The following is a 24,260-nucleotide window of genomic DNA, read 5'->3' as shown; positions in this document are numbered from 1 at the left end:
CGAAAGGCTTTTAAAAAGCTGATTTTGAAAGGCTCCGGGCTGTTAGCTGTGAATGTGGATAAGCTCAATTAAGGCATCCAATTGCTGCTTAGTTTCACCCTCTAACGAATACCCAATATTGATGCGTAAGCAATTGCTGCAAAGGTCGAGAGTGCTGAACAGGTGTCCAAGCCTAATATCAATGTTGTGGTCGGCAACTGCCTGAGCAAAGCTTGATTGGTTCAAATTTGGTATTTGTAGCCAAAGTACCATGCCACCTTGCGGGTTACTTATCTTTACTCCTTGAGGAAGGTGCTGAGCCAAATAACTTAGGTATTGCTGGCGCAAAGAGAGAAGCTGAGTACACCTTCTTCTAACGTGTTTTGCGTATTGACCAGATTCGATAAAGTCAGCAACTGCAAGCTGAGTGGGTAGGGCGACGCCATAGCTTGCAGCAGAAAACTGAGCCTTGTATTCGTTAATGAACCTCCCTGGTAAGCACCATCCTAATCGGTAACTCGGTGACAAGCTTTTCGATATTGAACCACACCATAGTACATAGCCGCCTTTGTCGTAGTATTTCGCGGGGAGTGGAGTGTGTGAGGAATAAGAAAGTTCCAGATACACATCATCTTCAATGATCGGTACTTGATAGTGATTCGCTAATTCAGCAAGCTTTTGTTTTTGACTAGCCGACATGTTGATCCCTTGAGGGTTCATATGAGAGGTACAAAAAATCGCGGCATCCACTCGTTTATTCTTCAAATGTGCTTCTAATTGTTGCAAGTCGATACCGTCATCTAGAGATGGGATCTCGATGATTTGTCGCGACATCTTTCCGAGCAACTCCAGAATGCCGTTGAAACAAGGTGAACTAATCGCGATGGTGTCGCCTTCTTTGGTGCACGATTCAAGTGCAGCCTTAATCGCAGACATACAGCCTGCCGTAATCACCATCTCTTCAGGTGAAAAGTGTACATCGAGCTTGGCAAAGTGAGTGGATAATGCCTGACGTAACATTGGCTCACCTTGTGTATCTGGGTAATGGTTTAGCCTGCTGCTCATACGCCGAATAGCGCGGCGAAAACTGCGTTCCAGTTCAACAATCGACTGTTCATTATTGGCGGTGCTAGACACCCCTAAAGGTCCATTGATTGAGCTGTGAGTCGATGAGGTTAGCTTGACGCTCGACACTTTACTTTCAAACTGTGCCCACTCTGGGGTTGAACGAGCAGGTTTATGAGGAGAAACAAAATACCCTGCTTGCGGTCGAGAGTGTATCCAGCCTTGTGATTCCAGTTCTTGGTAGCAGCTCACCACGGTCGACATGCTGATGGCTTGTTGTTTAGCTAATTGACGCAGCGAAGGCATGCGTCCACCTTCGGGTCTTTTCCCCGTTTCAATCTCATCAATAAACTGATTGGCTAGCTTTCTGTAGATGCTCATGGTCACGACCGTTGTTAACTGTACTGGTTTTTATTGTAAAAATTGTATCTGTACTGGTTTTATTGATCAAGGGATACTCATTCAAAACAAAGGAGGGGTCAGTATGAAAAGAAATGATTTGTTGTTAGCGGTGTTCGTGATGGCAATTTGGGGATTCAATTTCTCGATGATCAAAATGGGTGTAACCAATGTTCATCCGTTGTTGGCAACCGCCGCGCGTTTCTCGCTAGCGGTGATTCCGGTGATATTTTTTGTAGCAAGACCGAATGTCGCGTGGCGTTATTTAGTGAGTTATGGCTTTGTGTTTGGTGTGGGCATCTGGGGCATGGCTTCATGGTCAATCACCGCTGGGCTCTCATCGGGGCTTTCGTCGGTGTTGCTCTCAACCAATGTGCTAATTGGTATGGCGGTTGGCGTGTGGGTTTTCAAAGAAAGTGCGTCGGTTCGCAAGTTAATGGGTGCGATGTTAGCGATGTGCGCGTTGGCGGTGCTGGTTTCCGCAGCAACGGGCAATGTCACTGTTAATGGCGTGATTCTTATTATGATCGCAGCGTGTAGTTGGACGTTAATGGGCGTGATTGTTAAAGCGTCTAAAACCACTCAGGCTTTTGCGTTTAACGTGTGGGGCATGCTATTTGCGCCAGTTCCATTAGTGTTGTTTGCGGTGATGCTGCACGGTGACCAAATTATTTGGCAGGCGATAGAACAATGGGATTGGAACGCAACGATTGCTGTGTTGTTTCAGGCTTACCCAACCACGCTATTCGGTTACTGGGTGTGGAATAAACTGTTAATTCAATATCCGTTAAGCACGACAGCGCCGTTAACCTTGCTAGTACCTATCTTCGCATTGATCAGTGGTTACTTTATGTATGACGAGGTGCTATCAGTCGCTCAAGTTGTGGCATCTGTACTGTTTCTAGTCGGTATAGGTTTGATAGTGAAGCCTGCTAAGACAACCGTAAGACCTCTTAGGGAAATAAAGACGATTGATTGAGCATTTTCTAAAAACACAGCAGAATAGCATTGTCGAAAGGATTGACTAATTCGAATTAAATTCTGAAATGATACAAATATCATATTTAATAATGGTTACTTAGTAACCTCTGTTGAGTTTGATATCAAATCAAGTGGCTGATTTTATTGGGTATAGGATAGAGGTCTCAAAAATTATCTTTTAGAACACTAAAGTTTTAAATTCTTATTATGTTGGGTTTTGTGGGATATAATATCACATCGTACCTGTTGGTTAGGTGTTTTTTAGCTATATATGTGACTTTACAAGGGAGTTATCTTCCTGATTTGAAAGAATAATTAAATTGATGAGATAAAAAAGTTGGCGAAAATCAGAAGCTTGGCATACACTTTCCTTGTAAATGACCTTATCTCATTGATTGAATAGGGTAAATGCTTTGGCGCTACTGAAGATGGTAGCAATGTATAACATAGCTTTGAGGAAAGTTTTATGGCACTCACTAAAGCCGATTTGGCTGAGAACCTGTTTGAAACACTCGGATACAGCAAGCGGGATGCCAAGGAAACGGTTGAAGTGTTTTTCGAAGAAGTTCGTAAGGCACTTGAAAATGGCGAACAGGTAAAACTGTCTGGTTTTGGTAACTTTGATCTTCGTGAGAAAAACGAGCGACCTGGTCGTAACCCGAAAACTGGTGAAGACATTCCAATTTCTGCTCGACGTGTTGTTACTTTTAGACCGGGACAAAAACTGAAGGCCCGAGTCGAAAATATTAAAATCGAGAAGTAGCCAAGCAATAGACCACGCCTAGCGTGGTCTTTTTGTATCTACGTCTTATGCATCATTTGCTGACTGTCTTGTCACTAGTTTCTCTTAGTGGTATCACCTGACTCTCTTTTCTTAGCTACCCTTCTCGTTAATCACCCTTCTCGTTAACTACTAATAGTGAAATCCCTATATTTTGCTTTCTGATAGTAATGAACTAATGAACTAATGAACTAATGAAAGCAACGCGAGAGCACTAATAAAAAGAAAGGGCTGCGATTATGCAGCCCTTTGTCGTTCTTGTTTATGGTAAGCGTTTATGTCAGTGGTTATGCCGCTTTAATGTGCGTGGTAATGTACGGTTGCCATGCTTGTTGGTAAAGCTCTAAAGATTGGCGTCTTAGGCTATTGATTTGTGCCGCTTCGATATCGTTGATTGGGCGATGTTCTGCAATTGCGTGACGCTCAATGCCTTGGATGATTTCGTAGAGTTCGTGCTCAGGGCCACTTTTCACATCAGCAATCGCTTTCAAGTGAAGTTGAACCTCTGCAATGATGTTGGTTTTAGGTAAACGAACCAACAAGTTAAGGTCACGGTAGCCAGAATCGGCTGGTGACTTAAACTTGTTTTTCAGCTTAACAACGTCTGCTTCACGGCTTAGCGCTTCGTAAACTTCAACCAAGCTTTCTACATCGTTCGCGATGATAGTTGCACGGGCTAAGTCGGTAATTTTTGTTACATCACCATCAAGCTCAAGGGCGATTTTTTCTTCTGCACGAGCTTGAGATTTAACGCCAGCAAATAGCGCTTCAGAATTGGTGAGTAGGGCAGTACTTTTACAGATAGTTTCTAGTTCAGCTTGGCCTTGATGCGCTTTGCTGTACAGAATATCGAAGTCGGTGTAAGGCTGAGTCGGGCGTGAGTCGAAGGCTTTGATGCCGTAAAGGCCGCTCAAACTATGACGGAATACGTTTGATGAAACTTGGTTTTGCGCAGGAGTGCGCGTTTGATCAGTCGAACTTGTTGAAACAGGTGCTGCTGCGAATGCAGGCGCTCGGCTCAATACCAATAGCATTAGGGCCGTCGTACGGAGAAATACACTCATTCAAACTCCAAAATACAAGGTTACAAAAACGGGTAGTTAAAAGGGGTAACCAGTAACGCACAAGAGCAAAAACAGCTTAACTAAACTCACTACATATTAAATGGGGCTAGCTAAGACAGAAACCAACTCTAACGTTTAATATTGCTTTAAAATGTGAAGATATAGACAAATAATCCAACCGTTAGTTCCGCAATTATTAGAACTTTGAACTTAGCCAGTTTCTGATTTCATCGAAACCAATTTGGTACTTTAAACCAAGCTAAGGTTGCTCTTACCTCTCTATACTGTACCCTTGCATTATGACTGTTTAACATGAACGAAAGATGAATAATCCTGAATTTTGGCACAATAAATGGGCAGCCAACCAAATTGGTTTCCACCTCGAAGATGTAAACCCACTTCTGATTAAATTTTGGGAAAAGACTGAGCCTAGCTACGAGAAGAGTGTGTTTGTTCCACTTTGTGGCAAAAGTGAAGATCTGATTTGGCTAGCTTCAAAGCATGAAGATGTTCAAGGTGTCGAGTTAAGTCAGATTGCGGTTCGCGCATTTTTTGCAGAGCACCTTTACACCCCGACTGTGACTCAAATCAGTGGTCAGCACGAGCTGTATCAATTCGATGAACTGAACATCTACACGGGCGATTACTTCTCAGCGCCAATCCAGCCTGTCGATACCATTTACGATCGCGCGTCTTTAGTCGCATTGCCTGAAGAGATGCGCGTGCAATATGTAGAGCGTTTGAAGCAACTGTTAAAGCCAGGCGGCAAAATCTTATTGGTGACATTGGATTACGATCAAAGTGAGATGGCAGGGCCTCCCTTTAGCGTACCTAAGCTAGAGATCGATCAGTTATTTGCAGGTTATAAGATCACTTTGTTGAATCAAGATATCGCAGATGATGAACACCCTAAGATTGCGAAGAAAGGTTTGTCTCGATTCAGTGAAGAAGTGTATTTGATTGAGTCTGACGCTTAAGCTTAAGCTGAGTTTGCTTTTAAGCCAATAGCTAACGCCAACAGCTAAAACGAACAAAAAGACGGGCTCGATAGCCCGTCTTTTTTTATTGTTCAGATGTGAACTCGTGATTGTTCAGAATTGAATAGCTGGCTAGTAAATCACTTTTACTTTAGAAGCACTCTCAATTGCATCTTCAATCGCAGTCTCAGTGCTGTTGCGACGAGTAAGCGCCACACCTAGACGACGGCGACCATCGATATCAGGTTTACCAAACAAGCGAACTTGCGTCTGTGGTGCGTCTAGCGCCTCTGTAAGACCTTCAAAACGAATGTTGGTTGAAGTGCCTTGGCCCAGAATAACCGCTGATGCACATGGGCCGTATTGCGTGATGGATTTGATCGGCATACCGGTAAACGCGCGTACGTGCAGTGCGAATTCCGATGAGTCTTGAGACATAAGAGTCACTAAGCCAGTATCGTGTGGGCGAGGGGATACTTCGTTGAAGATAACGTGATCGCCTTTAACAAACAGCTCGACACCAAAGATGCCGTGACCACCTAGTGCGTTAACCACTTGTTCAGCCGTGTATTGCGCGGCTTTAAGTGCGTTGTCTGACATCACTTGTGGCTGCCAAGACTCACGGTAATCACCGTCTTCTTGGCGGTGACCGATAGGTGCACAGAAGTGAACACCGTCGACTGCGCGAACGGTAAGTAACGTAATTTCGTAATCAAAGTCGATGAAGCCTTCAACGATTACGCGACCCGCGCCAGTACGACCGCCTTCTTGTGCGTAGTCCCAAGACTTTTGAATGTCTTCCTCTGTTTTGATAACGCTTTGGCCTTTACCTGAAGAGCTCATTACTGGCTTAACAACGCAAGGCATTCCCACGAATTCAACAGCGGCAGCGAAGTCTTCAAAGGTGTCTGCAAAGCGGTAAGGAGAAGTGCTCAGTTTCAACTCTTCTGCGGCTAGACGACGAATACCTTCGCGGTTCATCGTCAGCTTGGTTGCATTCGCAGTTGGAACGACATTCAACCCTTTTGCTTCTAGCTCTACCAACTTGCTGGTGGCAATAGCTTCAATTTCAGGAACCACATAATCTGGCTTTTCTAGTTCAATGATCGCTTGAAGTGCATCGCCGTCTAACATGTCTAATACATGGCTACGATGCGCAACTTGCATCGCGGGTGCGTCTGCATAACGGTCACAAGCAATAACTTCCAAACCTAAACGTTGGCACTCGATAGCAACTTCTTTGCCGAGTTCACCTGAACCTAATAGAAGTACACGAGTAGCATTTTCACGAGTAGCAGTACCAAACATAGAAATTCCTTCCGATCTTTTGAACGATTGATTGAAAACGGGGTGATCATACTTATTTCAATGATAAAAGCAAACGTTTGCGCAAGTTGTTGCGTTAATTACAGGTATAAAAAAAGCAGCCCCGTTAAATAGGGCTGCTTATTTGAATTTTTGTTAATTAGATGTACTTAGATTGCTAAGTAAGTCACTGGAATGTCGGGATTAATCGCTTCTAATGTAGATTGCGTATCCGCTAGGTGACTGATGCTACCTTCGGCGATTTCAACCAAAGCTGCACTTTCAATTTGTTCAAAATCGAAGCCAGCCAGTTTAAGTTGAATTAACGCGACTTGCAGAGGAGGTAGGCTCGGGTTGAACGCTGCGTTTTCAGCGTAAGCACCCGTAAAAATTTCACCTGACGTCAGTTGTAGCGAAACACCACTTAGGTTTTTGGTGTAAGGCGCATGGCTGCGGTTTAGTGCTGCTAGCGCATCTACAACAATAGGTGTTGTTTCTTCGGTCGTGTACTTATGATCAAGCTTTGTCATTAGGCCTGTTGTTACACCTAAATCAGCAGGGCCGAACGAGTCTGGTAGGTACTCTTGCAGAGACATTTCATCACGTTGTGGAAGCTGAACCTTAAGCTCTTTCGCTGTGGTCAGTTCGTTCATGAATTGACGACAGTGACCACAAGGGCTGAAGTTGATGGTGATATCAGAAATACCTTGTTCGCCTTTCATCCAAGCGTGGCTGATTGCAGATTGCTCAGCGTGTACTGTTTGGCCAAGTTGAGCACCAGCGATTTCAAGGTTTGCACCAAAATACAGAGTGCCAGACAAACCACGCACGATTGCACCAACATAAAAGTCAGATAACGGAGCGTAAGAATAGGCTGCGGCAAAAGGAAGTAGCGCAATACGTAGCTCGTCATCCGCGAAACCACTTGCTTGCAGTAGGCTAGCAAATTGTTCTGGAGACAATGTCGCGTCAAAGTTGTCTGCTAATACGATGTCACTCAAAAGTGCTTTGATTGCTGTTGGAGCACTTTCCAGCGCCAGGGTAATACGACTGTTCATGTTGAATCCTTAATTGACCTTAGGCTTTAATTCTATGCAATGCTCAGGAATTTTCTGTGATAAAGATCACCATTGAATTGTTGTTGTTACATTGGTTTGCATAATTAGAGTGAGGTCACACTTGAAATCGATTACAGGAGCCATTTATACAGCTGATATCGCACTTAGTGCTCGTAAAAGACCGTGACTTGACTGCTATTGCTAAATAAATGCGAATAAAAAGCCCAAACAGACACTGTAATAAACAGCATTCTGGTTGGGCTGGATCGCGTAGTGATCGTTTAGGTTAAGAATAGAACCAAACCACGAGCGAAAATATACTCGGTGCGATGATCGAGGTAATGACGCCACAAAGCACAAGAGCCAACGAACTGAATGCAGCATCTTCCTGATTCTTTTCAGCACAGGTCGCAGTACCTAAAGCATGAGACACGGTACCCATGGTTAAACCTCGGGCAATAGGGCTCTTAATACCAATGAGATTGTAGATTGGATAAGCAAAAATTGCCCCAAATAGACCAACAATCAATACCAGTATTGCCGCAATCGCTGCTTCACCACCTAAATGGCTCGATACTTCCATCGCAATTGGTGTGGTGACTGACTTACCTAATAAACTCGCAATCAAACTTAAGTCTGCTTTAAAGGCGACCGCAATCATTGCTGTTGTTGTCATCGACATCACACTGCCTAGTGTGCAAGCAAAGGTGATGATGCGCCAGTTGGCTCTGATTTGAGGTAGCTGTTCATAAAGCGGATAAGCAAGGGCAACTACCGCGGGCTGCAGCATGTAGGTAATCCAGGTGTTGTCCGCATAGTAAGTCTCAAACGGTACTTTGAAGAACGTGAGTATCGGAATGATGATACCAATGCTGATCAGCAGGGGATTACACAGTGGTGAGTTCACTTTCTGACTTACCCAGCGAGCAAACAGGAATACCACGATGGTGAGTAGAATCCACATGATCAGTTACCTCTCGAAAGCAAGCGGTCTAAAAACCATGATAAGGACACCAACACCAGCAACGTGCCACCAACGGCGCTCGCCATAATTGGCAATGCGTTCGCGATGAGCATGTCGAAGTGATCCATCAACCCAACACTGATCGGAACAAACAGTAAGATCATTAGGCGGATAATCAAGCTTGCACCGGGTTGTACCCAGTGCGAAGGAACAATACCAATCACCATGGCGGCAAACAGAATCAACATGCCAAAAATACTGCCTGGGATTGAGGTATCCAAAAAGTGCTGTAACGCGTTACCTACTGTAAGTGCACCTATGATTAAGGTGAAGGAGATTAAGCAGTAAACCAGTTGGATCAATCTTTCTTTCAAAGTGTTACGTCTCTTGATAATGGAATTAACTAGCTAACTTTTCTACGTATTGATAAACCGCCTTCAAGATAGCCATTTTCTTCTCGTCACTTTCATGTTCGTGCGCGAGGTTTTCAAGGTTGAGCATGTACTCTTCTAAACGGCACTCATAAAACTCACGACAATGGTTTGCCCATTTCAATTGCTCAGCTTCGTCGAGCGTCCATGGGAAGTTACGTGCACGGTAACGGAACAGTAACGGTTTAATACGTTCGTCACTGAAGGTGATATCCAAAGCTGCCAAGTTGTTCGGGTCAGTTTCACGAATGATGTTCATCGCTGTTTTATCAGCAGGTGAAAAGAAACCGTCGTAAAGGTGGGTATCAACATCATCACTCTTTTCGTACTCGCGCTCTTGAGAGTAAAGGCCAATGAGTTTTTCGCGGATCTCTGGATGTTCGCGCAGCAGTGCCAAGTTCTTCAAGCATTGTTGGCGATCGATACCGATGGTTTCGGCATTTTCAGCCGTCAGCGTTTTGGCTGGAGCAAGAATAGGGCACTTGTTCAGTTGAACCAATTTGATGGGTACGGGTAGCTCGTCTTCACTCAGTTCACTGCGTTTGGTGTAGAGTCTGTCTCTGAGTTCATCAGCGTCCAGTTCTAGTAGTGGGCTTGGATCTTTAGCTAAATCAACCACGATAACCGCATTTTGATTAGTTGGGTGCCAAGCCATAGGCACAATCCAGCTTGTGTAGTTGCAGTCACGGCCAAACATGCCCGAAACGTGCATCAATGGTGTCATGTTTACGATGTCAACTAGGTCATTTAGCTTACGCTTATGACGCATGTTGTAAAGGTAATCGAACATCTTAGGTTGTGCAGCTTTAAGCTTCTTTGCTAACTCGATGGTCGCAATAACATCGGCCATCGCATCGTGCGCGTTCTCGTGTTCAATGCCGTTTGCCACAGATAGGTGTTCCAGTTTGAAACTTGGATAACCTTCTTCGTTCTCTGGCCAAACAATGCCTTCAGGGCGCAGTGCGTGAACAGCGCGCATTACATCTAATAGATCCCAACGTGAGTTGCCGTTCTGCCAGCTCCACGCATATGGGTCAATGAAATTTCGGTAACAGGTGTAACGCGTTACTTCATCATCGAATCGGATACTGTTGTAGCCAAGGCTTGTGGTGTTTGGTCTCGCCAACTCAGCATGGATCTTAGCGATAAACTCTGGCTCAGGGAGACCTTGTGAAGCCGCTTTCTGTGGTGTGATACGGGTGATCAACGCAGCTTCAGGCGCAGGGAGGTAATCAGCAGGAGGTTGGCAATAGATAACCAGAGGCTCTCCAATAACATTGAAATCTTGGTCGGTACGAACACCCGCAAACTGACTCGGACGGTCTTTTGCTGGGCTAACGCCCCACGTTTCGTAATCGAAAAAGAAGTAGGTCGGCTGATTATCTGAACTCATTGAAATTCCTGAACAGCAAGCGCAGAACGTTTACTGTGGCTGAAGGTTAGTTTTGTTCAGTATCTGATAGTATGCGGTACGCGTGCAACCCAGATCACAAATAAATTGTCGGAAAACGGTGCTTTACTATTCAATCGAGTCGGTGGGGATGTCTTTGAATCCAGTTGAGGCGGTATCTTAGTTAATACAATCTGTCTATCGTCCGTTTAATCCGATGGGGGTGAGAGTATCAACTGGACTTTCTGTTTAATGGTTAGCTCTCGGTTTCTCAAATCTTTGAATATAGCCTTCCATTCTTGAAAGGTGACGATTATAGGGTTAAAACTGTTTACGGGTTTGGTGACGCCGTAATGTACGGTTTCAACTTCCGGTTCGAACGTACCAAACAACTTATCCCAAATGATCAAAACACCGGCGTAGTTCTTATCGATGTATTGCGGGTTTTTGCCGTGATGCACACGGTGGTGTGATGGGGTGTTAAAGATGTATTCAAGTGGCCCCAAGCTTCGTATCCATTGTGTATGGACGAAGAACTGCAAACCTAGATTCAGAAGCACCACAAAGATGACCCATTTAGGGTCAAAACCTATGATGACCAACGGTACCCAGAATAGCCACATCCCAGCAAGTGGGTACATTAAGCTTTGACGGAAAGCCGTACTGAAGTTCATGCTTTCTGAACTGTGGTGCGCGACGTGCGCGGCCCACATCCAGCGAACACGATGGCTTGCTCTATGGAACCAGTAATAGCAAAAGTCTTGTAATACCATCAATACAACAAAACTCAGTACGCCCATTTCAACGTCCATTAAGCGCCAACCAAACAGCCAAAGATACAACTGCACGACCAATAACCCGGTGAGCAAATCGGAGAGTTGATGCATTCCCGCCAGCGTGAAGTTACACATCACTTCTGAAAGTTTATAGTTGGAATTGTCTGGTAGTCGACCTTGCTTCTGACCGATAAAATACTCAGCCAACATGCACACCATGAATAAGGGCGCTAATACCAGCAGTAGCCATTCTGGGTGATTGATTAATGCGTCGATATTCATGTTTTATCCTTGTTGAGACGCCAGACGCGTTCTTAGTATCAAGTTTACTTAAACTTGCTCGCCTGAGATTCAATCAGCAGAATTACGTTACCAGCGAGCAAAGTGATCTTCTGTTAGGCCAAGAACACCATCGAGGTGATGTGTCACTCCATTGTTGTCTTCAATCGAGCCAGAAAAGTGACCAATGAACTGACGAAAGTTACTCTTTAACAGCCATAAATTGAGCTTTTCGCTGCGGTTATTTAAGGGCGTAAAGGTCAGGTTTATACGTCCATCTTGTGATGTTATCTGCCAAGGTAAATTCGTGTCTTGGCGACTGAACGTAAACTGTACCGGGTTAAGTAAGTGTCTGGTTCCATTGACCCATAACACGTTTTCGCAGCCTCCGGTTTCATTCACGCCCGCCGCGAGGTTTAGGCCAATATCTGTGCCATTGGATTGCGTGTTGATGCTTGCCCAGCGCCAACTGGTTTCACGTCTCATGTAACCCGCTGAAAAGTCATAACCAGCACGAGCTTGTTCGAGAACGAGTGATTCTCCCTTGATTTGGATGTCACCGCTGATGCGCAAAGCATTGTGCTTTTGGGTGTAAGTCCAACCTGAATAACCCGTTGGGCTGCACATCGCCAAGGGCAAGCTGTCGGCTTTAGGCTTTAAAGCGAAATCGGCCTTGATGAGTTTGGTATTCAAGCGAACTCGCCATTGTCCGCCTTCGATATTAAAAGCAATGCTTTGGCCTGCAATGCTTGTCTTTCCTTCAGATGGTGAAGGCGTTACTTGTTTATCAAACCCCAGTGGTCGTAACCATGAACACTCTTCAAGTTTGTTGCTCTCTATATCGTACACATAACAAAATGCCGAGCCTAAGTAGCGAATATCCGCGATAGCGACACCAACAACGTGTGTGTCGGTGGTGATGCTGACAAACTGGAATTGCTTAAAGTGGAAGTGCTTCTGCCAAGAGTTTGCTTTTGCATCCATCGAGTTTCGGTAGTCAAAGTTCTCGATGTTCAGGTGCTTTGGGATGCCATCGAAATGTCCAATGATCGGCTGACCATTAGAATCAATCAAACTGTGTGGAGCAGGATTCGTTTTTATCATTGCGACAGTTCACATAAATTTAACAACCAAAGCCATTGTGCGATGAGTAGCGTAGAATTGGGAGGTCATATTCGGACAAGAGCGCGTTACCAATCACGATTTTGTCAGTAGTGTTGTTGAAGCTGAGTAGTCATGTTTATGGGAATGGGCTCGATATAAGGAGAGACGATTGGAGATTATCGCGGAGTATAAGCCGACCGGACATCGGCATCAGTTGGGTACATTGGATATTGCGCTGCTGTTGAATACTATAGAGCAGCGAGGTATCGACATTGAAAGGTTACTCAATGATGTGGGTTTGCCGAACATGGATTGGCGAGACCCGAATGGAAAGCTGACTTACGCTGATAAACTTGCGTTATTTAGCGCGGCGAATCAGAGTTTTCCTCACGATGGTCTAGGGCTTTGGTTGGGAGAGCATGCAAGTTTGAGCCACTTTGGTGTGTTGGGTTATGCGCTATCAACCAGTCAAAATGTCGGGGAGGCCATCAAGTCGGGCTTTAAATATCTGCGCCTGAACGGTCCTATCTTCTCGGTTAAATTGCTTTTGGATTCCGAACACGCAGTGATTCAGATTGAGAACACCTTGGAAGTGGGCGAGCTGCTTCCTTTCTGCAGTGAATATTTCTTGAGTTCCATCGTCTCTTTGTTCAAAGAACTGACTGGTCATGAGTTGGATATTCACACTTTGGCTTTGCCTTACGCTAAGCCCAATTACACCAAGCTTTATGACGAGCGTTTCCAGTGCCCGGTGATTTTTGAACAAAACCATTGTGAACTGCGTTTTGATGCCTCGGTTTTATCACAAACCTTATTGACTCATGATGCCGCGACACTGAAGCGCTATCTTGCGTCTTGCCAGTCGATAGTCGAAACGCTGGACTCTGAGCACCTGCTGACTAACCAAATCAAAACGATCTTTTATCAAACCGCAGGCAGTTTCCTGAATATTGAACAACTTGCGGATGAGTTTGGTTGTAGCTCTCGTACGCTTAGGCGAGAGCTAGTTACCCATAAATCCAGTTATCAATTATTGCTGACCGAAGTTCGAGTGGAACTGGCCAAAGAGCTGTTACTCGGCACAACTATGAGTATCGATGACATCGGTGAAAGGCTCGGTTATAGCGACCCGGCAAATTTCAGAAGGGCGTTTAAGGGTTGGCTCAATAAAACGCCCGCGCAGTTTCGTGACGGTTTAAGTTAAAGCGTTACTTGCTAAAAAATTGTTCTCTGAAATTGGTGACTTGCTGCTGATAGTAACTGTCCCAATCGTGCTGAGACCAAGTGGCATAACTTGATGAGCGCTGAGAGTCTAAGGTCGCGTTGAGCTGATCCAGTTGCTCGTGATAACTCATCACGGTTTGCTGCTGTTGCGCGACTTGTTGTTCTCTTGCGGCAATGTTGCTGGCCTGCGTTTCATCTAAGTAGGCCTCTTGAAGGTCGGCTTTGACTGATACTATCTCAGCAGGGCTATAACTGCTGGGTATCAAAGAGACTGCCAATTCATATTTTTGAAGCTGTGTTTCGGCGTTTAACGTGTCCGTGTTGTTTTGCCATTCACTAAGCAAATCTTGATAGTTGGTCAAAAACTGGCTCGCTTCGTTTTCTTTAAGGGTGTTTGCGTCGAGCGTAAAATCTAGATGCGCAAACTGGTCTGCGAATAGCTGGTGGGCCAACTCGCCCCATATTTGCTGTGCAGACTGCTTGAATAAGGCAACACGATCTTCAAGAGTCTCTATGGATTCAAGTGGGATGGTACTTTGGGCTAATTGCCAGTCAACTGATAGCTGCGGATAGTCGCTCAGTAACTCAAACCATATACTCGGCAACTCTGATTTCAATCGTGCGAGTTGCTCAGTGCAGTCATCACGTTGTTGGCAAAGCGTCCAGAACCCATCGAGTTCATCGAATAGAGCTTTACCTTCAAGTTCGCTCAAGTTTTCAACATGCGTTTCTCCGCCCGATGATTCTGCTTCGGCTTGTTTGTTCTGCGATGCTGCATTTCCCGAACTGGTGGTTGCAGTTGGTGTGAAATTATCGTCATCAGTTGTCGTAGAAACACGCGGCTTAGCTTCTGCGTGTTGAGCAGAAGATAGCGGTGTTTCAATCGATCTTGATGACCATGAGTAGCCAACAATGCTCGTCACCGCGACGAGCATTATGATTAATATAACTCGATGCATTATTGGTTCACCGAGTTACTTGATCACGGCGCTAACAGGGAAGTGGTCTGAAAGGTTGTAGTGCTTCCATAACTCACTGCTTGTTGAACGAGGAACATCAACGCGGTTATTGTTGTGAGTTTTTTGTGCGTACTCCGAACTCACCACTACGTAATCCAAGTATTCGACATTTTCCCCACCCGACATAGGTTCGCCCGCAAAGTTGTTGATGCGTGGGTCAAAGGTAGAAGCGGTGTAACCAGAGTATGTTGGTTCATCAGCCTGCAGGTTAGCGAACATCTGTTGGTAGTCGTCTGGGAACTTCAGCTTGTTCACGTTGAAGTCACCGCTGTAAATAACCGTTTCAGAGGTTGGTATTTCCAGTGATTGAGCAAGCTGACGCATCTGCTTGAATTGACGTTGTCGGTAGTCACGAGCGGTGTCCGTATCGAATGATGCGGTGTGAGTGCCAAACACATGGTAAGCCTGACCATTCTTGATGATCTCGGCGTAATTCACGCCCTTATCAGCGAAACAATCTGTGCCTGTACAATCAGGGAACACGTATTGCGCTTCGTTGACGATAGGGTAGCGGCTGACAATGATTACGCCGCCGTCATAGATGTTAATCCCGTCTTTATCGAGCATTTTGGTTTGATAAGGATACTCCTTCGAAAGCTCACGCAAGAATTCATCTCTGCCGTTAGCAAACACCTCTTGTAGCGCCAACACGTCATAGCCCTTTACGTATTGAGGGATCAGGTCATAGCGGTCACCAATATGTGAAGCGATGGCAGGCAGCGCCCAGATGTTATAAGTCATGACTTTGAGTGTATTGGCATCTGGCTCTGGTTGCTCATCCACTTTTGGTGGAGTGATGGTGTAATAAATATCATCGTAGCGCGCCGTAGAATCGGCTTTAAGCGCTAGCTCTGCATTAACCCCGAATGCATCGGTTGTGCTGCGATGAATATTACGATCGTCATGCAACGTTAGGTTGACGTCTGCAGCACTCAAGCCATGTTGCAGTGTCGAGTTGTACCAATGTCCCTTCATGGTTTGGTTGAGCGTGACACTCTCACCCACAGCGTTCGATACCACAGTGTCAAACCCATAGGTCTTCCCAGATTTCACACCAGTCCAGCGATTGAAACTGATCAGCTTCTTCGTCTCCCAAGGGCCAATCTGTTCAACATGTTGCTGCCACTCATCACCGAATTGAAGCAGGTCGGTACCCGTGTGATTGGTTTGAATCGTCATTACTTGGCTAGTGTTATTGGTCAGGTACACATCGGTATCTGCAATAGCCGAGGTTGAAATGAATGAAGCTGATGCAAGTATTGCACTCAGGCAAGTCCATTGAGTTTTCATTTTCACGTTATCCTTACTGATTGGTTTAAAGAATAACGTAGTAAAGAGTTGTGACATTGGAGTTATAACTCTATGGGAATTATCCAAATATTAGATATATGCCATGGTTTTATAAATTAGATTACTCATTGAAAATTAACATATTGCTTTGCCTGAATGATAAGTGATACGCGCGCACGCTAAAAAATAGAGGAACGATTTGGGTTTGAGGGTAAGTCACTATTGGTTGTTTTCGTGGAAATCATAGGTCGGTAAATAACCAGAAATGGATGCTGTGAATCACGATAAGGGAAAACGCTAACCGCCTTGCTCTATCAGCATAAATTTTGCCATTGTTCAGTAAACAGATTCCTCAAAAACAGGTATGATAGTGTCGTTTTTAATCCTGAACTGGGAAAGTCATGGCAAAGTTAACACTCCAAGAGCAGATGCTTAAAGCTGGCTTGGTAAATGAGAAAAAATTAAAGAAGGCGAAGAAGGGCTCTAAAAAGTCTCGCGTTCAGTCTCGTGAAGCAAAAGCGGCAGCAGAAGAAACTAAACTGGCGCAGCAAGCGAAAGACAAAGAGTTAAACCAACAGTTGAAAGAACAGCAGTTGAGCAAAGAAATTAAAGCTCAAGTGAAGCAACTGATTGAGATGAACAAGATCGAACAGAAGAATGGTGAGATAAAATACAACTTCACCGATGGTACGCTAGTTAAATACCTTTACGTAGAAGATCTGACTCAAAAGCAACTAAGTAAAGGCATTCTAAGTATCGCGCGTCAAGGCGAAAGCTATGTTGTTATCCCTACTGCGGTAGCGAACAAGATCGCGATGCGTGACGAAGAATCTATCGTTGATACTCAAGCTTCAAGCTCTGATGAAGTAGACGAGGATGACCCGTACAAAGACTTCGTGATCCCAGATGATCTAATGTGGTAATTGCCCGTTAGTACTGAGTAGAAGCACGAATTAAAAATGCAGCTGACAATCCTTCGATTGTGGCTGCATTTTTTTGTTTATGAGCTGTGAATCTTCTAGATACTAAATGACCACTAGCCAAATAGCTAAATAACTAACTAGTTAGATCATGGTTGAAGCGATCAGGCGTCACCGGGCTTCTCACGTTTGCTGTTCCAACCCATAAAGTTGTAAAGGTTGTAACGAGCAAAACCCAATTGTTCATGCAATGCAAAGTCTGTAACTGCGAAGTTGTACCATAATGGTAACCATGAAATTTGAGCAGCCATGTAGTCGGCTCGTACTGGGATGACGTTTAATCCAAAATGATTAAAGTAGAGTTCACTACGACGAATATGTAGGCCTGATGAAACAAGAACAATGTTGTCGAACTGGTGATGCTTCATTAGGTCACTGGTGAGCTGCGCGTTTTTCCAAGTGTTGACGCTATTCGATTCTTGAATGATATCGGCTAGTGGAACGCCGAGTCTAAGCAACTGCTGTTGATAAACTTCCGCTTCGGTTACACCATTATTTTGTGCATCTCCACCACTAACAATCACTTTGCATATGGTTTGAGCCTTCGCACAGTTTTTATATTGGCTTGCCGTTTCATTGATGCGACCGAACGAAAAAAAGGTCGGCTCAAATTCTTGTGTACTTGCGATGAGTTGAGTACCAGCACCAAGCAAGAAAATGGCATTGTGAGAGGTCCACTGAATGTCAGGCTTGCGCTCATAATTGGCTTGCAGGTCGTTTAGTAGATAGCGAGGGATTAAACCCGAACCAATCAATATAAATAAAGAGATAAGAAGAAGTTTGATAAAACTAGAGGTTTTTCGCCACTGAAATAAACGTGTAACGCCAACGAATACTAGAATAAGTAATAATATAATAAAGCTCATGAGGATCCTGTTATCGAACGGGTGCCAGAATGATGTGACATATTGAAGCGGTGCATCATATATCAGTTTGGCTGATGTTTCATGGCTAACTTATTGTACTATTGAACAAATATAGCGTTTTGCGTTATAGAATGTGGATGATCGTAAAGTAATAAACAAAACTAATAAGCAATAAAAAACCGACGCATGTGCATCGGTTTTTGTTTAACGAGACTCAAGTTATTGGATCAATCGAACCCATTAAGCGTTCGCTTGTTCCAAATCTTGCTGCTTGTCCTTTTTAGCCAATAGGCGGCTTGTAATTGTACCAGCTGTCATTGCACCAGATACGTTAAGCGCAGTACGTGCCATATCGATAAGTGGCTCGATAGAGATAAGCAGTGCTGCGATAGTCACAGGAAGACCCATCGCGGGTAGTACGATAAGTGCAGCGAAAGTTGCACCGCCACCAACGCCGGCAATACCAAATGAGCTCACTGTGATAATAGCAATCAGAGACAGAATGAAGTTAATGTCCATTGGGTCGATACCAACCGTAGGCGCAACCATAACTGCAAGCATTGCAGGGTAAATACCCGCACAACCATTTTGACCAATTGTTGCACCGAAAGACGCAGACAGGTTAGCAATCGCTGGTGGTACGTTTAACTTAGTGATTTGAGCTTCAACGTTCAGGGGAATAGTTGCTGCAGAGCTACGAGACGTGAAAGCGAACGTCAGTACTGGCCAGATCTTTTGGAAGTACTCTTTCGGGTTGACACCAACAAAAGAAACCAACACACCGTGAACGACGAACATCAGGATAATAGCGACGTAAGAAGCAACGATGAAGCCCAATAGGCTTAGGATGTCAGAAGCACTTGACGTTGCGACTACCTTCGCCATTAATGCTGCGATGCCGTATGGCGTTAGTGCCATGATCATCTTAACTAAGCGCATAACGATAGATTGAGCCGCTTCAACGAACGTACGGATTGGAGATTCTAATTCTTCTTTCTCTGCCATCACCTTACGAGCAGCAATACCCGTTAGCACGCCAAAGATAACTACCGCGATGATAGAAGTAGAGCGAGCCCCTGTTAGGTCTGCAAATGGGTTAGTCGGAATAAAGCTAACCAGCATTTGTGGAATAGTTAGATCTGAAACGCTGCCGATGCGGCTTTCTAGTGTTGCGATACGTGCTGTTTCACGAGCGCCTTCAGTTAAACCTTCAGCCGACAAGCCGAATGCTTGTGTTACAACAATACCAACAATCGCAGAAATTGCCGTTGTTGCTAGCAACACAGAAATGGTGATGCCGGAAATCTTACCTAGTGAGCCGCCTTTCTCAAGCTTCACTACTGCCGCAATCATTGAAACTAACACTAATGGCATGATGACCATTTTTAGTAGGCCAACGTAACCACGACCCACAATGTTTACCCAGTCGAGCGTCTCTTTGATAATAGGATTGCCTTCACCAAATAGCAGTTGAAGACCAAGGCCAAAAGCACTACCGAAAACTAAACCGAGTAAAACGAGGCGAGAAAGTGTGTTTTCTTTTTTCTGCTGTCCGTAGAGAAAAAAGAGGATACCAGTGAATACCGCTAAGGCAGCGATAGCTGAAAATGACATTGTTTTTCCTTATGAATAACCATGAATCGATAGGGCGCTTAGATATATGGGCGCAAATACTGTTAGCTAAAATAGCGACCTGTAACAAAACGTAAAATAAGGAAAAGTAATTTATTAGAACGATTAGTAATATCCACCCAATGGGTTGGATGGATATTCAACATTGTGGTGAATAGGTAGACGTTTTAACGATATTTCGCTAATAAATTAATCATGTCAGTCGAAGTGTAAATTTCTAGACTTTGAAAATTATTTTCGAACAATCGGAATAATATTGCTTTCGCTACATCTTCCGATTGGATAGGGCGTAGGTTTTTGAATTTTCCAAACATTAACGGAGATATTAAAGGGAAGACTCTTTGTAGGAGTTTTTCATCAGTTCTGGGTTCGGCACGTTCACCCACCAGCGGGCCTGGACGAGCGATGAAGAGCTGCTTGAAGCCAATACGTTTTAGGTTTTGCTCCATTTGTCCCTTACAGCGCAGGTAGTGTGAATAGGAGTCTGGCGAAGCGCCATAGCTAGAAACGACTGCGGCACGTTGAACTCCAAGGAATTTCATCGACTGTGCCACTTGGCTAACCAGTTCTACATCGATCTTTCGCAGCGCTTCTTTTGAACCTGCTTTTTTCTTGGTTGTGCCTAAGCAGATAATGCCTAAGTTGGGCGTCGCTTTGGTGTCGTCCCAACTCGTTACTTGTAGATCGTTGTGGATGAGTGTATCGAGTTTGTTGGAGTGAAATTCTTCACCTAATGCTCTTCGTGACAAAGCATAGATGTGTTCGACAGCGGGCTCGTTAATGAGCAGTCTCAGGACATGATGACCAATTAGCCCTGTCGCACCAGCTATAACAACCGATGTTTTATCTCCATTAATACTCATTCTATCCCTTACTCGCTCTACAAGTGCTTGTTTAATATAAACAGTGTTTGAATTTTAAGCGAACAAAAGTTTCATGAATGAGCGTTAGGAAGATGGGGTTTGATGATGGGCTTTTATACGGAAGGTATGTGCTTAGCTAGGTAAACCTCAATTAAGGTGTTAAAGATAACAAAGCCCGCTGGGCGACGGGCTTGTTATTTGCTTTGCTACTTTGTTGTCTTATTGCTTCGATAGCTATTAGGTGAAGGAGAGTGGGATTTTCCTTACCTTTTTACTGGTTTTCTTACTCGATTTATTTGGTTTTCTTTTACTTGAGTTTGGAATCATTCCACCTCCTAAATCATTGTTTGGTTTTGTCTTTCAATCGATTGTTTTCCTTTAAAGCAACTGCGATGTGGGTATTCACAGTATGGGCACTCATCAATGGAGAGATTAACAAGTACTTTAGATAAAGCATAAACGATGCCAAAATGTAAGTTATTGATAAATTTGTTATCAATATTGTAGGTGTTTCGGGTTCGTCAATTTGACTGTCAATTTGAGAAAATACCGGTGTGATCTGTTTAAATTAAGAACACTCTCTACCGTTTCTGTTGATTAGGCATAGATACAGCATTGCTTAACACGTAAACTGAACCGTAATTCACATAGACCAAGGACGTGCTATGAACCTCAAGCTTGATACTCTTGCTCCCACTCAGATTTATCACTTGATGACACAAACCGTTGTTCCTCGCCCTATTGCGTGGGCATTGACGGAATCTTCTGATCAAGAGTACAACCTAGCGCCTTTCTCTTATTTCACGCCTGTTTCCAGCAATCCGCCGCTACTGATGTTATCAGTTGGGAAAAAGCCGTCGGGCGAAATCAAAGATACCACCCGTAATGCCCTTGAAACGGGTAAGCTAGTGATTCACATTGCTTCTTCAAGTTCTGCAGAAATAATGACGGCAACAGCAGCAACACTCGATCATGGTGACTCTGAAGTTACCGCGAATAATATTGAACTGGTTGAATTCGAGGGCTTTTCTTTACCGAGAGCAAAAGAGTGCGCGGTCGCTTTTGGTTGCACCTTGTACGAAGTAAAAGAAGTGGGAGAGGTGCCACAAAGCCTTATCTTTGCTCAAGTTGAAACCGTGTACATTTCCGAAGATGTGATTGATAAAGAGAGTGAACGTCTTAAGATTGATGCGTTGGCATTGGACCCTTTATCTCGACTTGGTGGCGGTGAATACGCGACGCTTTCCAATGTGTTCTCTGTTGCACGCCCTAAATAGTGTAACGATTTAGCTTAAGCAGAATCGCAGCCCTAGAAATCCATTACCTTAAATTTAAGTGTTCCTAAACTTATGTTAGATACCCAATACTCGCAGTACATCCAACACCGAATTGACCAAAAAACCAAGCCACTCGGTGCGCTTGGCTTACTAGAAAAAGTCGCACATCAACTGGCATTGATTCAGAGCCAAGGCAAAGAAACTGCGGTTGAGCACATCGAATTGAATAAGCCACGTATCATCATTTTTGCTGGCGACCATGGCATAGCAGATGAAGGTGTGAGTATTGCTCCAAGTGCCGTCACGCAACAGATGGTGTTGAACTTCTTAAGCGGTGGCGCAGCGATTAATTGCTTTTGTGCGGTAAACAACGTCGAAATTACAGTCGTGGACACTGGGATTTTGTTGCCTGTTGAATCTGACAGCGACATGTTGATTTCTCAGCGCTTAGGTACGCGAACCAATAACTTTGCCAATGAAGCGGCAATGAGTTTAGAAACTGTTGAACGTGGGATTGAACTGGGAACTGAGCTTGTATCTAGAACCATTTCGAATGGCACGAATATCATCATGTTTGGTGAAATGGGCATCGGCAATACCAGCAGCGCGTCTGCCATCTTAAGTGCGCTAGCAAACCGAACTGCAGATGAGTGTGTTGGTTTAGGCACTGGTATCAACAATGAACAGCTTGCACGTAAAGTGGCGGTGGTTAAGCAAGGTGTTGCTCGTTGCATAAATCCTGACGCAAAAGAAGTGTTAAGCCAAGTCGGCGGTTATGAAATAGTTCAAATGGTGGGGGGCTTCCTTGGCGCTTACGAAAACAGAACCCCTGTGTTGGTCGATGGTTTTATCGTGTCGGTTGCGGCGTATGTCGCGACTCTAATTGAACCGAGTTGCCGTGATTACATGATCTTTGCTCATCGCTCTGAAGAGTCGGGGCACAAGATTCTATTAGAGCTGCTAGACGCTGAGCCACTGCTCGATCTTGGATTAAGATTAGGCGAGGGCACAGGTGCTGCGCTAGCTATGCCAATAATTCGTGCGGCGGCAGAGTTCTATAACAACATGGCGAGTTTTGCGAGTGCTGGAGTCACGGTTTAATGAGTGATGCACCAAAACGATCGTTGAAAGATAGCATCACATACCAATGGGAACTTTTTTCGTTGGCGATGGGTTTCTTTTCTCGTTTGCCGATGCCGAAGAATACGCCTTATTCAGAAGAGCGCATGAATCGTTCGGGTCGCTACTTTTCAACGGTTGGTTTGTTACTTGGTGTTCTGTGTGGTGGTGTGTTCTTGCTACTCGATGCAATACTGCCGAGTGCAGTGGCCATCTTTTTGATGATGAGCTTTAGCTTGATGCTAACCGGTGCTTTCCATGAAGACGGCTTAACCGATATGGCGGATGGTATTGGCGGCGGTATGACCTTAGAACGCCGTTTGACCATCATGAAAGACAGTCGAATTGGTACTTATGGCGCGTCTGCACTGGTTATGGCTCTGCTTGGCAAGTGGGTTCTATTAAACGAACTAGCGAATATGACAAATTTGTTTATGGTTATCGTGACCAGTTATACCTTTAGCCGTGCAATTGCTGCATCACTGATTTACGACATGCCTTACGTTAGCGATTTAGATACCAGTAAAAGTAAGCCATTGGCGAACAAGCAAACTAAAGGTGAACTTGTCTTTTTATTGCTTGTGGGCGTTCTGCCTAGCTTGTGGTTTGGTCTTGAGCTCGCTTTGGTTTTATCTGTCGTCGCCTATCTGTTTAGATTAGGTTTCAAAAAATGGTTATTGGCTCGAATTGGCGGCTTTACTGGCGACTGCTTGGGTGCGGCTCAACAGTTGATGGAGTTGCTGATTTACCTTGTGTTCGTTACTGCTTTTTACAATGGTTTTCTATAACAGGTTCCTATGACAAACACGAATCAAGCTAATCAAATTAATCAAGTAAGTCAGCGAAATAGCCATCTGGTATTGGGTGGAGCTCGTTCTGGTAAGTCTAGTTTTGCAGAACAACAGGCATTATGTGCACTTGAAGCATGTTCAAATGGACGCCTCAACTATATTGCGACGGCCACTTATTTGGACGACGAAATGCGTGAGAGAATTGCGCATCATCAACAACGTCGTGGCGAGCTGTGGATTGAGCATGAAGCCCCTGTTGAATTAGCCGAAAAACTGCAGTCTTTTGATCAAAACGATGTGGTGTTGATTGACTGCCTAACTTTGTGGTTGAACAACATTATTTTTGAGTTGGGTGATGATGCGATCAATGAACAGGTTGAGGCCGTGGTTGAAGTTTTAGTGAAAAGCGTAGAGCAAAGCCCAGCGCAAATTATCATGGTTTCTAACGAAGTCGGTTTAGGTGTAGTGCCGCTAGGTAAAGTGTCGCGCCTATTTGTCGACAATGCGGGTCGCATGAACCAAGCGCTAGCTCGCGTCGTTGAACGCGTTACGCTGGTTGCAGCAGGATTACCATTGAGCTTAAAACCGTCGAGCCATTCGACTCAAAGCTCGACTCATAATTAGATTGGTATCAAAGGTTAGTTGA

The 24,260-nt window shown here is 44.5% G+C and carries 23 protein-coding genes; 9 read left to right on the top strand and 14 right to left on the bottom strand.

Annotated features, from left to right (window positions below; genetic code table 11):
* Window positions 1–42 precede the first annotated feature (42 nt).
* Window positions 43–1,425: an aminotransferase-like domain-containing protein gene (locus MED222_RS11480; RefSeq protein WP_009846954.1), complete on the bottom strand. Its 1,383-nt coding sequence runs from the start codon at window positions 1,423–1,425 to the stop codon at window positions 43–45.
* Window positions 1,426–1,528: 103 nt separating this feature from the next.
* On the opposite strand from MED222_RS11480, the gene MED222_RS11485 reads away from it, so the two are divergent.
* Both MED222_RS11485 and ihfA read left to right on the top strand, forming a co-directional pair.
* Window positions 1,529–2,422 carry an EamA family transporter gene (locus MED222_RS11485; RefSeq protein ID WP_009846953.1) on the top strand — a complete coding sequence of 298 codons (894 nt, stop codon included), beginning with the start codon at window positions 1,529–1,531 and terminating at the stop codon, window positions 2,420–2,422.
* A gap of 468 nt (window positions 2,423–2,890) precedes the next feature.
* On the top strand, window positions 2,891–3,187 hold the full coding sequence (gene ihfA, locus MED222_RS11490) for an integration host factor subunit alpha (protein ID WP_004734853.1): 297 nt from the start codon (window positions 2,891–2,893) through the stop codon (window positions 3,185–3,187).
* A 305-nt stretch (window positions 3,188–3,492) separates the two neighbouring features.
* On the opposite strand, the gene MED222_RS11495 is transcribed toward ihfA, so the two are convergent.
* Window positions 3,493–4,269: a RelA/SpoT domain-containing protein gene (locus tag MED222_RS11495; RefSeq protein WP_017059130.1), complete on the bottom strand. Its 777-nt coding sequence runs from the start codon at window positions 4,267–4,269 to the stop codon at window positions 3,493–3,495.
* 323 nt (window positions 4,270–4,592) lie between these two features.
* On the opposite strand from MED222_RS11495, the gene MED222_RS11500 reads away from it, so the two are divergent.
* Window positions 4,593–5,246 carry a thiopurine S-methyltransferase gene (locus MED222_RS11500; RefSeq protein ID WP_009846951.1) on the top strand — a complete coding sequence of 218 codons (654 nt, stop codon included), beginning with the start codon at window positions 4,593–4,595 and terminating at the stop codon, window positions 5,244–5,246.
* Between the two features lie 132 nt (window positions 5,247–5,378).
* On the opposite strand, the gene purT is transcribed toward MED222_RS11500, so the two are convergent.
* The 7 genes from purT to MED222_RS11535 all read right to left on the bottom strand — a co-directional run bounded on the left by purT (window position 5,379) and on the right by MED222_RS11535 (window position 12,553).
* Window positions 5,379–6,554: a formate-dependent phosphoribosylglycinamide formyltransferase gene (gene purT, locus MED222_RS11505; RefSeq protein WP_009846950.1), complete on the bottom strand. Its 1,176-nt coding sequence runs from the start codon at window positions 6,552–6,554 to the stop codon at window positions 5,379–5,381.
* Window positions 6,555–6,721: 167 nt separating this feature from the next.
* Entirely contained in the window at window positions 6,722–7,609 is an 888-nt protein-coding gene (gene cdd, locus MED222_RS11510; protein ID WP_009846949.1) for a cytidine deaminase, read from the bottom strand.
* A 286-nt stretch (window positions 7,610–7,895) separates the two neighbouring features.
* On the bottom strand, window positions 7,896–8,573 hold the full coding sequence (locus tag MED222_RS11515; protein ID WP_009846948.1) for an LrgB family protein: 678 nt from the start codon (window positions 8,571–8,573) through the stop codon (window positions 7,896–7,898).
* 2 nt (window positions 8,574–8,575) lie between these two features.
* The gene (locus MED222_RS11520; protein ID WP_009846947.1) at window positions 8,576–8,947 is read right to left on the bottom strand and encodes a CidA/LrgA family protein; all 372 of its coding nucleotides are present in this window, start codon (window positions 8,945–8,947) and stop codon (window positions 8,576–8,578) included.
* Between the two features lie 25 nt (window positions 8,948–8,972).
* Complete coding sequence (sbcB, locus tag MED222_RS11525; RefSeq protein WP_009846946.1) at window positions 8,973–10,397, bottom strand: exodeoxyribonuclease I; 1,425 nt, start codon at window positions 10,395–10,397, stop codon at window positions 8,973–8,975.
* Window positions 10,398–10,603: 206 nt separating this feature from the next.
* The gene (locus MED222_RS11530) at window positions 10,604–11,452 is read right to left on the bottom strand and encodes a sterol desaturase family protein (RefSeq protein WP_009846945.1); all 849 of its coding nucleotides are present in this window, start codon (window positions 11,450–11,452) and stop codon (window positions 10,604–10,606) included.
* 87 nt (window positions 11,453–11,539) lie between these two features.
* Window positions 11,540–12,553, bottom strand: coding sequence for a DUF2804 domain-containing protein (locus MED222_RS11535; RefSeq protein ID WP_009846944.1), 1,014 nt, complete (start codon window positions 12,551–12,553; stop codon window positions 11,540–11,542).
* Between the two features lie 169 nt (window positions 12,554–12,722).
* Between MED222_RS11535 and MED222_RS11540 the strand changes: the two genes are divergently transcribed.
* Window positions 12,723–13,757: an AraC family transcriptional regulator gene (locus MED222_RS11540; protein ID WP_009846943.1), complete on the top strand. Its 1,035-nt coding sequence runs from the start codon at window positions 12,723–12,725 to the stop codon at window positions 13,755–13,757.
* Window positions 13,758–13,761: 4 nt separating this feature from the next.
* Here the strand turns inward: MED222_RS11540 and MED222_RS11545 are convergent, their stop codons facing one another.
* Together MED222_RS11545 and MED222_RS11550 are read right to left on the bottom strand one after the other, a co-directional pair.
* The gene (locus MED222_RS11545; protein ID WP_009846942.1) at window positions 13,762–14,712 is read right to left on the bottom strand and encodes a hypothetical protein; all 951 of its coding nucleotides are present in this window, start codon (window positions 14,710–14,712) and stop codon (window positions 13,762–13,764) included.
* Between the two features lie 39 nt (window positions 14,713–14,751).
* A complete protein-coding gene (locus tag MED222_RS11550) occupies window positions 14,752–16,086 on the bottom strand; it encodes a sphingomyelin phosphodiesterase (RefSeq protein ID WP_009846941.1) in 1,335 nt (444 codons plus the stop codon).
* A gap of 401 nt (window positions 16,087–16,487) precedes the next feature.
* Here MED222_RS11550 and MED222_RS11555 point away from each other — a divergent pair, with 401 nt between their 5' ends.
* Window positions 16,488–17,009, top strand: a complete 522-nt coding sequence (locus MED222_RS11555) for a DUF2058 domain-containing protein (protein WP_004734880.1) — start codon at window positions 16,488–16,490, stop codon at window positions 17,007–17,009.
* Between the two features lie 161 nt (window positions 17,010–17,170).
* Here the strand turns inward: MED222_RS11555 and MED222_RS11560 are convergent, their stop codons facing one another.
* The 3 genes from MED222_RS11560 to MED222_RS11570 form a co-directional block, all read right to left on the bottom strand.
* Complete coding sequence (locus MED222_RS11560) at window positions 17,171–17,932, bottom strand: YdcF family protein (RefSeq protein ID WP_009846940.1); 762 nt, start codon at window positions 17,930–17,932, stop codon at window positions 17,171–17,173.
* 240 nt (window positions 17,933–18,172) lie between these two features.
* Complete coding sequence (locus MED222_RS11565; RefSeq protein WP_009846939.1) at window positions 18,173–19,546, bottom strand: L-cystine transporter; 1,374 nt, start codon at window positions 19,544–19,546, stop codon at window positions 18,173–18,175.
* A 185-nt stretch (window positions 19,547–19,731) separates the two neighbouring features.
* Window positions 19,732–20,427, bottom strand: a complete 696-nt coding sequence (locus tag MED222_RS11570) for an NAD-dependent epimerase/dehydratase family protein (RefSeq protein WP_009846938.1) — start codon at window positions 20,425–20,427, stop codon at window positions 19,732–19,734.
* Between the two features lie 665 nt (window positions 20,428–21,092).
* Between MED222_RS11570 and MED222_RS11575 the strand changes: the two genes are divergently transcribed.
* The 4 genes from MED222_RS11575 (at window position 21,093) to cobU (ending at window position 24,238) form a co-directional block, all read left to right on the top strand.
* Window positions 21,093–21,704, top strand: coding sequence for a flavin reductase family protein (locus MED222_RS11575; RefSeq protein ID WP_009846937.1), 612 nt, complete (start codon window positions 21,093–21,095; stop codon window positions 21,702–21,704).
* A gap of 72 nt (window positions 21,705–21,776) precedes the next feature.
* Window positions 21,777–22,805, top strand: a complete 1,029-nt coding sequence (cobT, locus tag MED222_RS11580) for a nicotinate-nucleotide--dimethylbenzimidazole phosphoribosyltransferase (RefSeq protein ID WP_009846936.1) — start codon at window positions 21,777–21,779, stop codon at window positions 22,803–22,805.
* Window positions 22,805–23,611, top strand: a complete 807-nt coding sequence (locus MED222_RS11585) for an adenosylcobinamide-GDP ribazoletransferase (protein WP_009846935.1) — start codon at window positions 22,805–22,807, stop codon at window positions 23,609–23,611. The genes cobT and MED222_RS11585 overlap by 1 nt, the downstream gene beginning before the upstream one ends.
* A gap of 9 nt (window positions 23,612–23,620) precedes the next feature.
* On the top strand, window positions 23,621–24,238 hold the full coding sequence (cobU, locus tag MED222_RS11590) for a bifunctional adenosylcobinamide kinase/adenosylcobinamide-phosphate guanylyltransferase (protein WP_009846934.1): 618 nt from the start codon (window positions 23,621–23,623) through the stop codon (window positions 24,236–24,238).
* Window positions 24,239–24,260 lie beyond the last annotated feature (22 nt).

Source organism: Vibrio sp. MED222, assembly GCF_000153005.1.
Taxonomy (GTDB): domain Bacteria; phylum Pseudomonadota; class Gammaproteobacteria; order Enterobacterales; family Vibrionaceae; genus Vibrio; species Vibrio tasmaniensis_A.
Note: the sequence above shows the minus strand (reverse complement) of the source record. Positions and strands in the feature narration are given on the sequence as shown.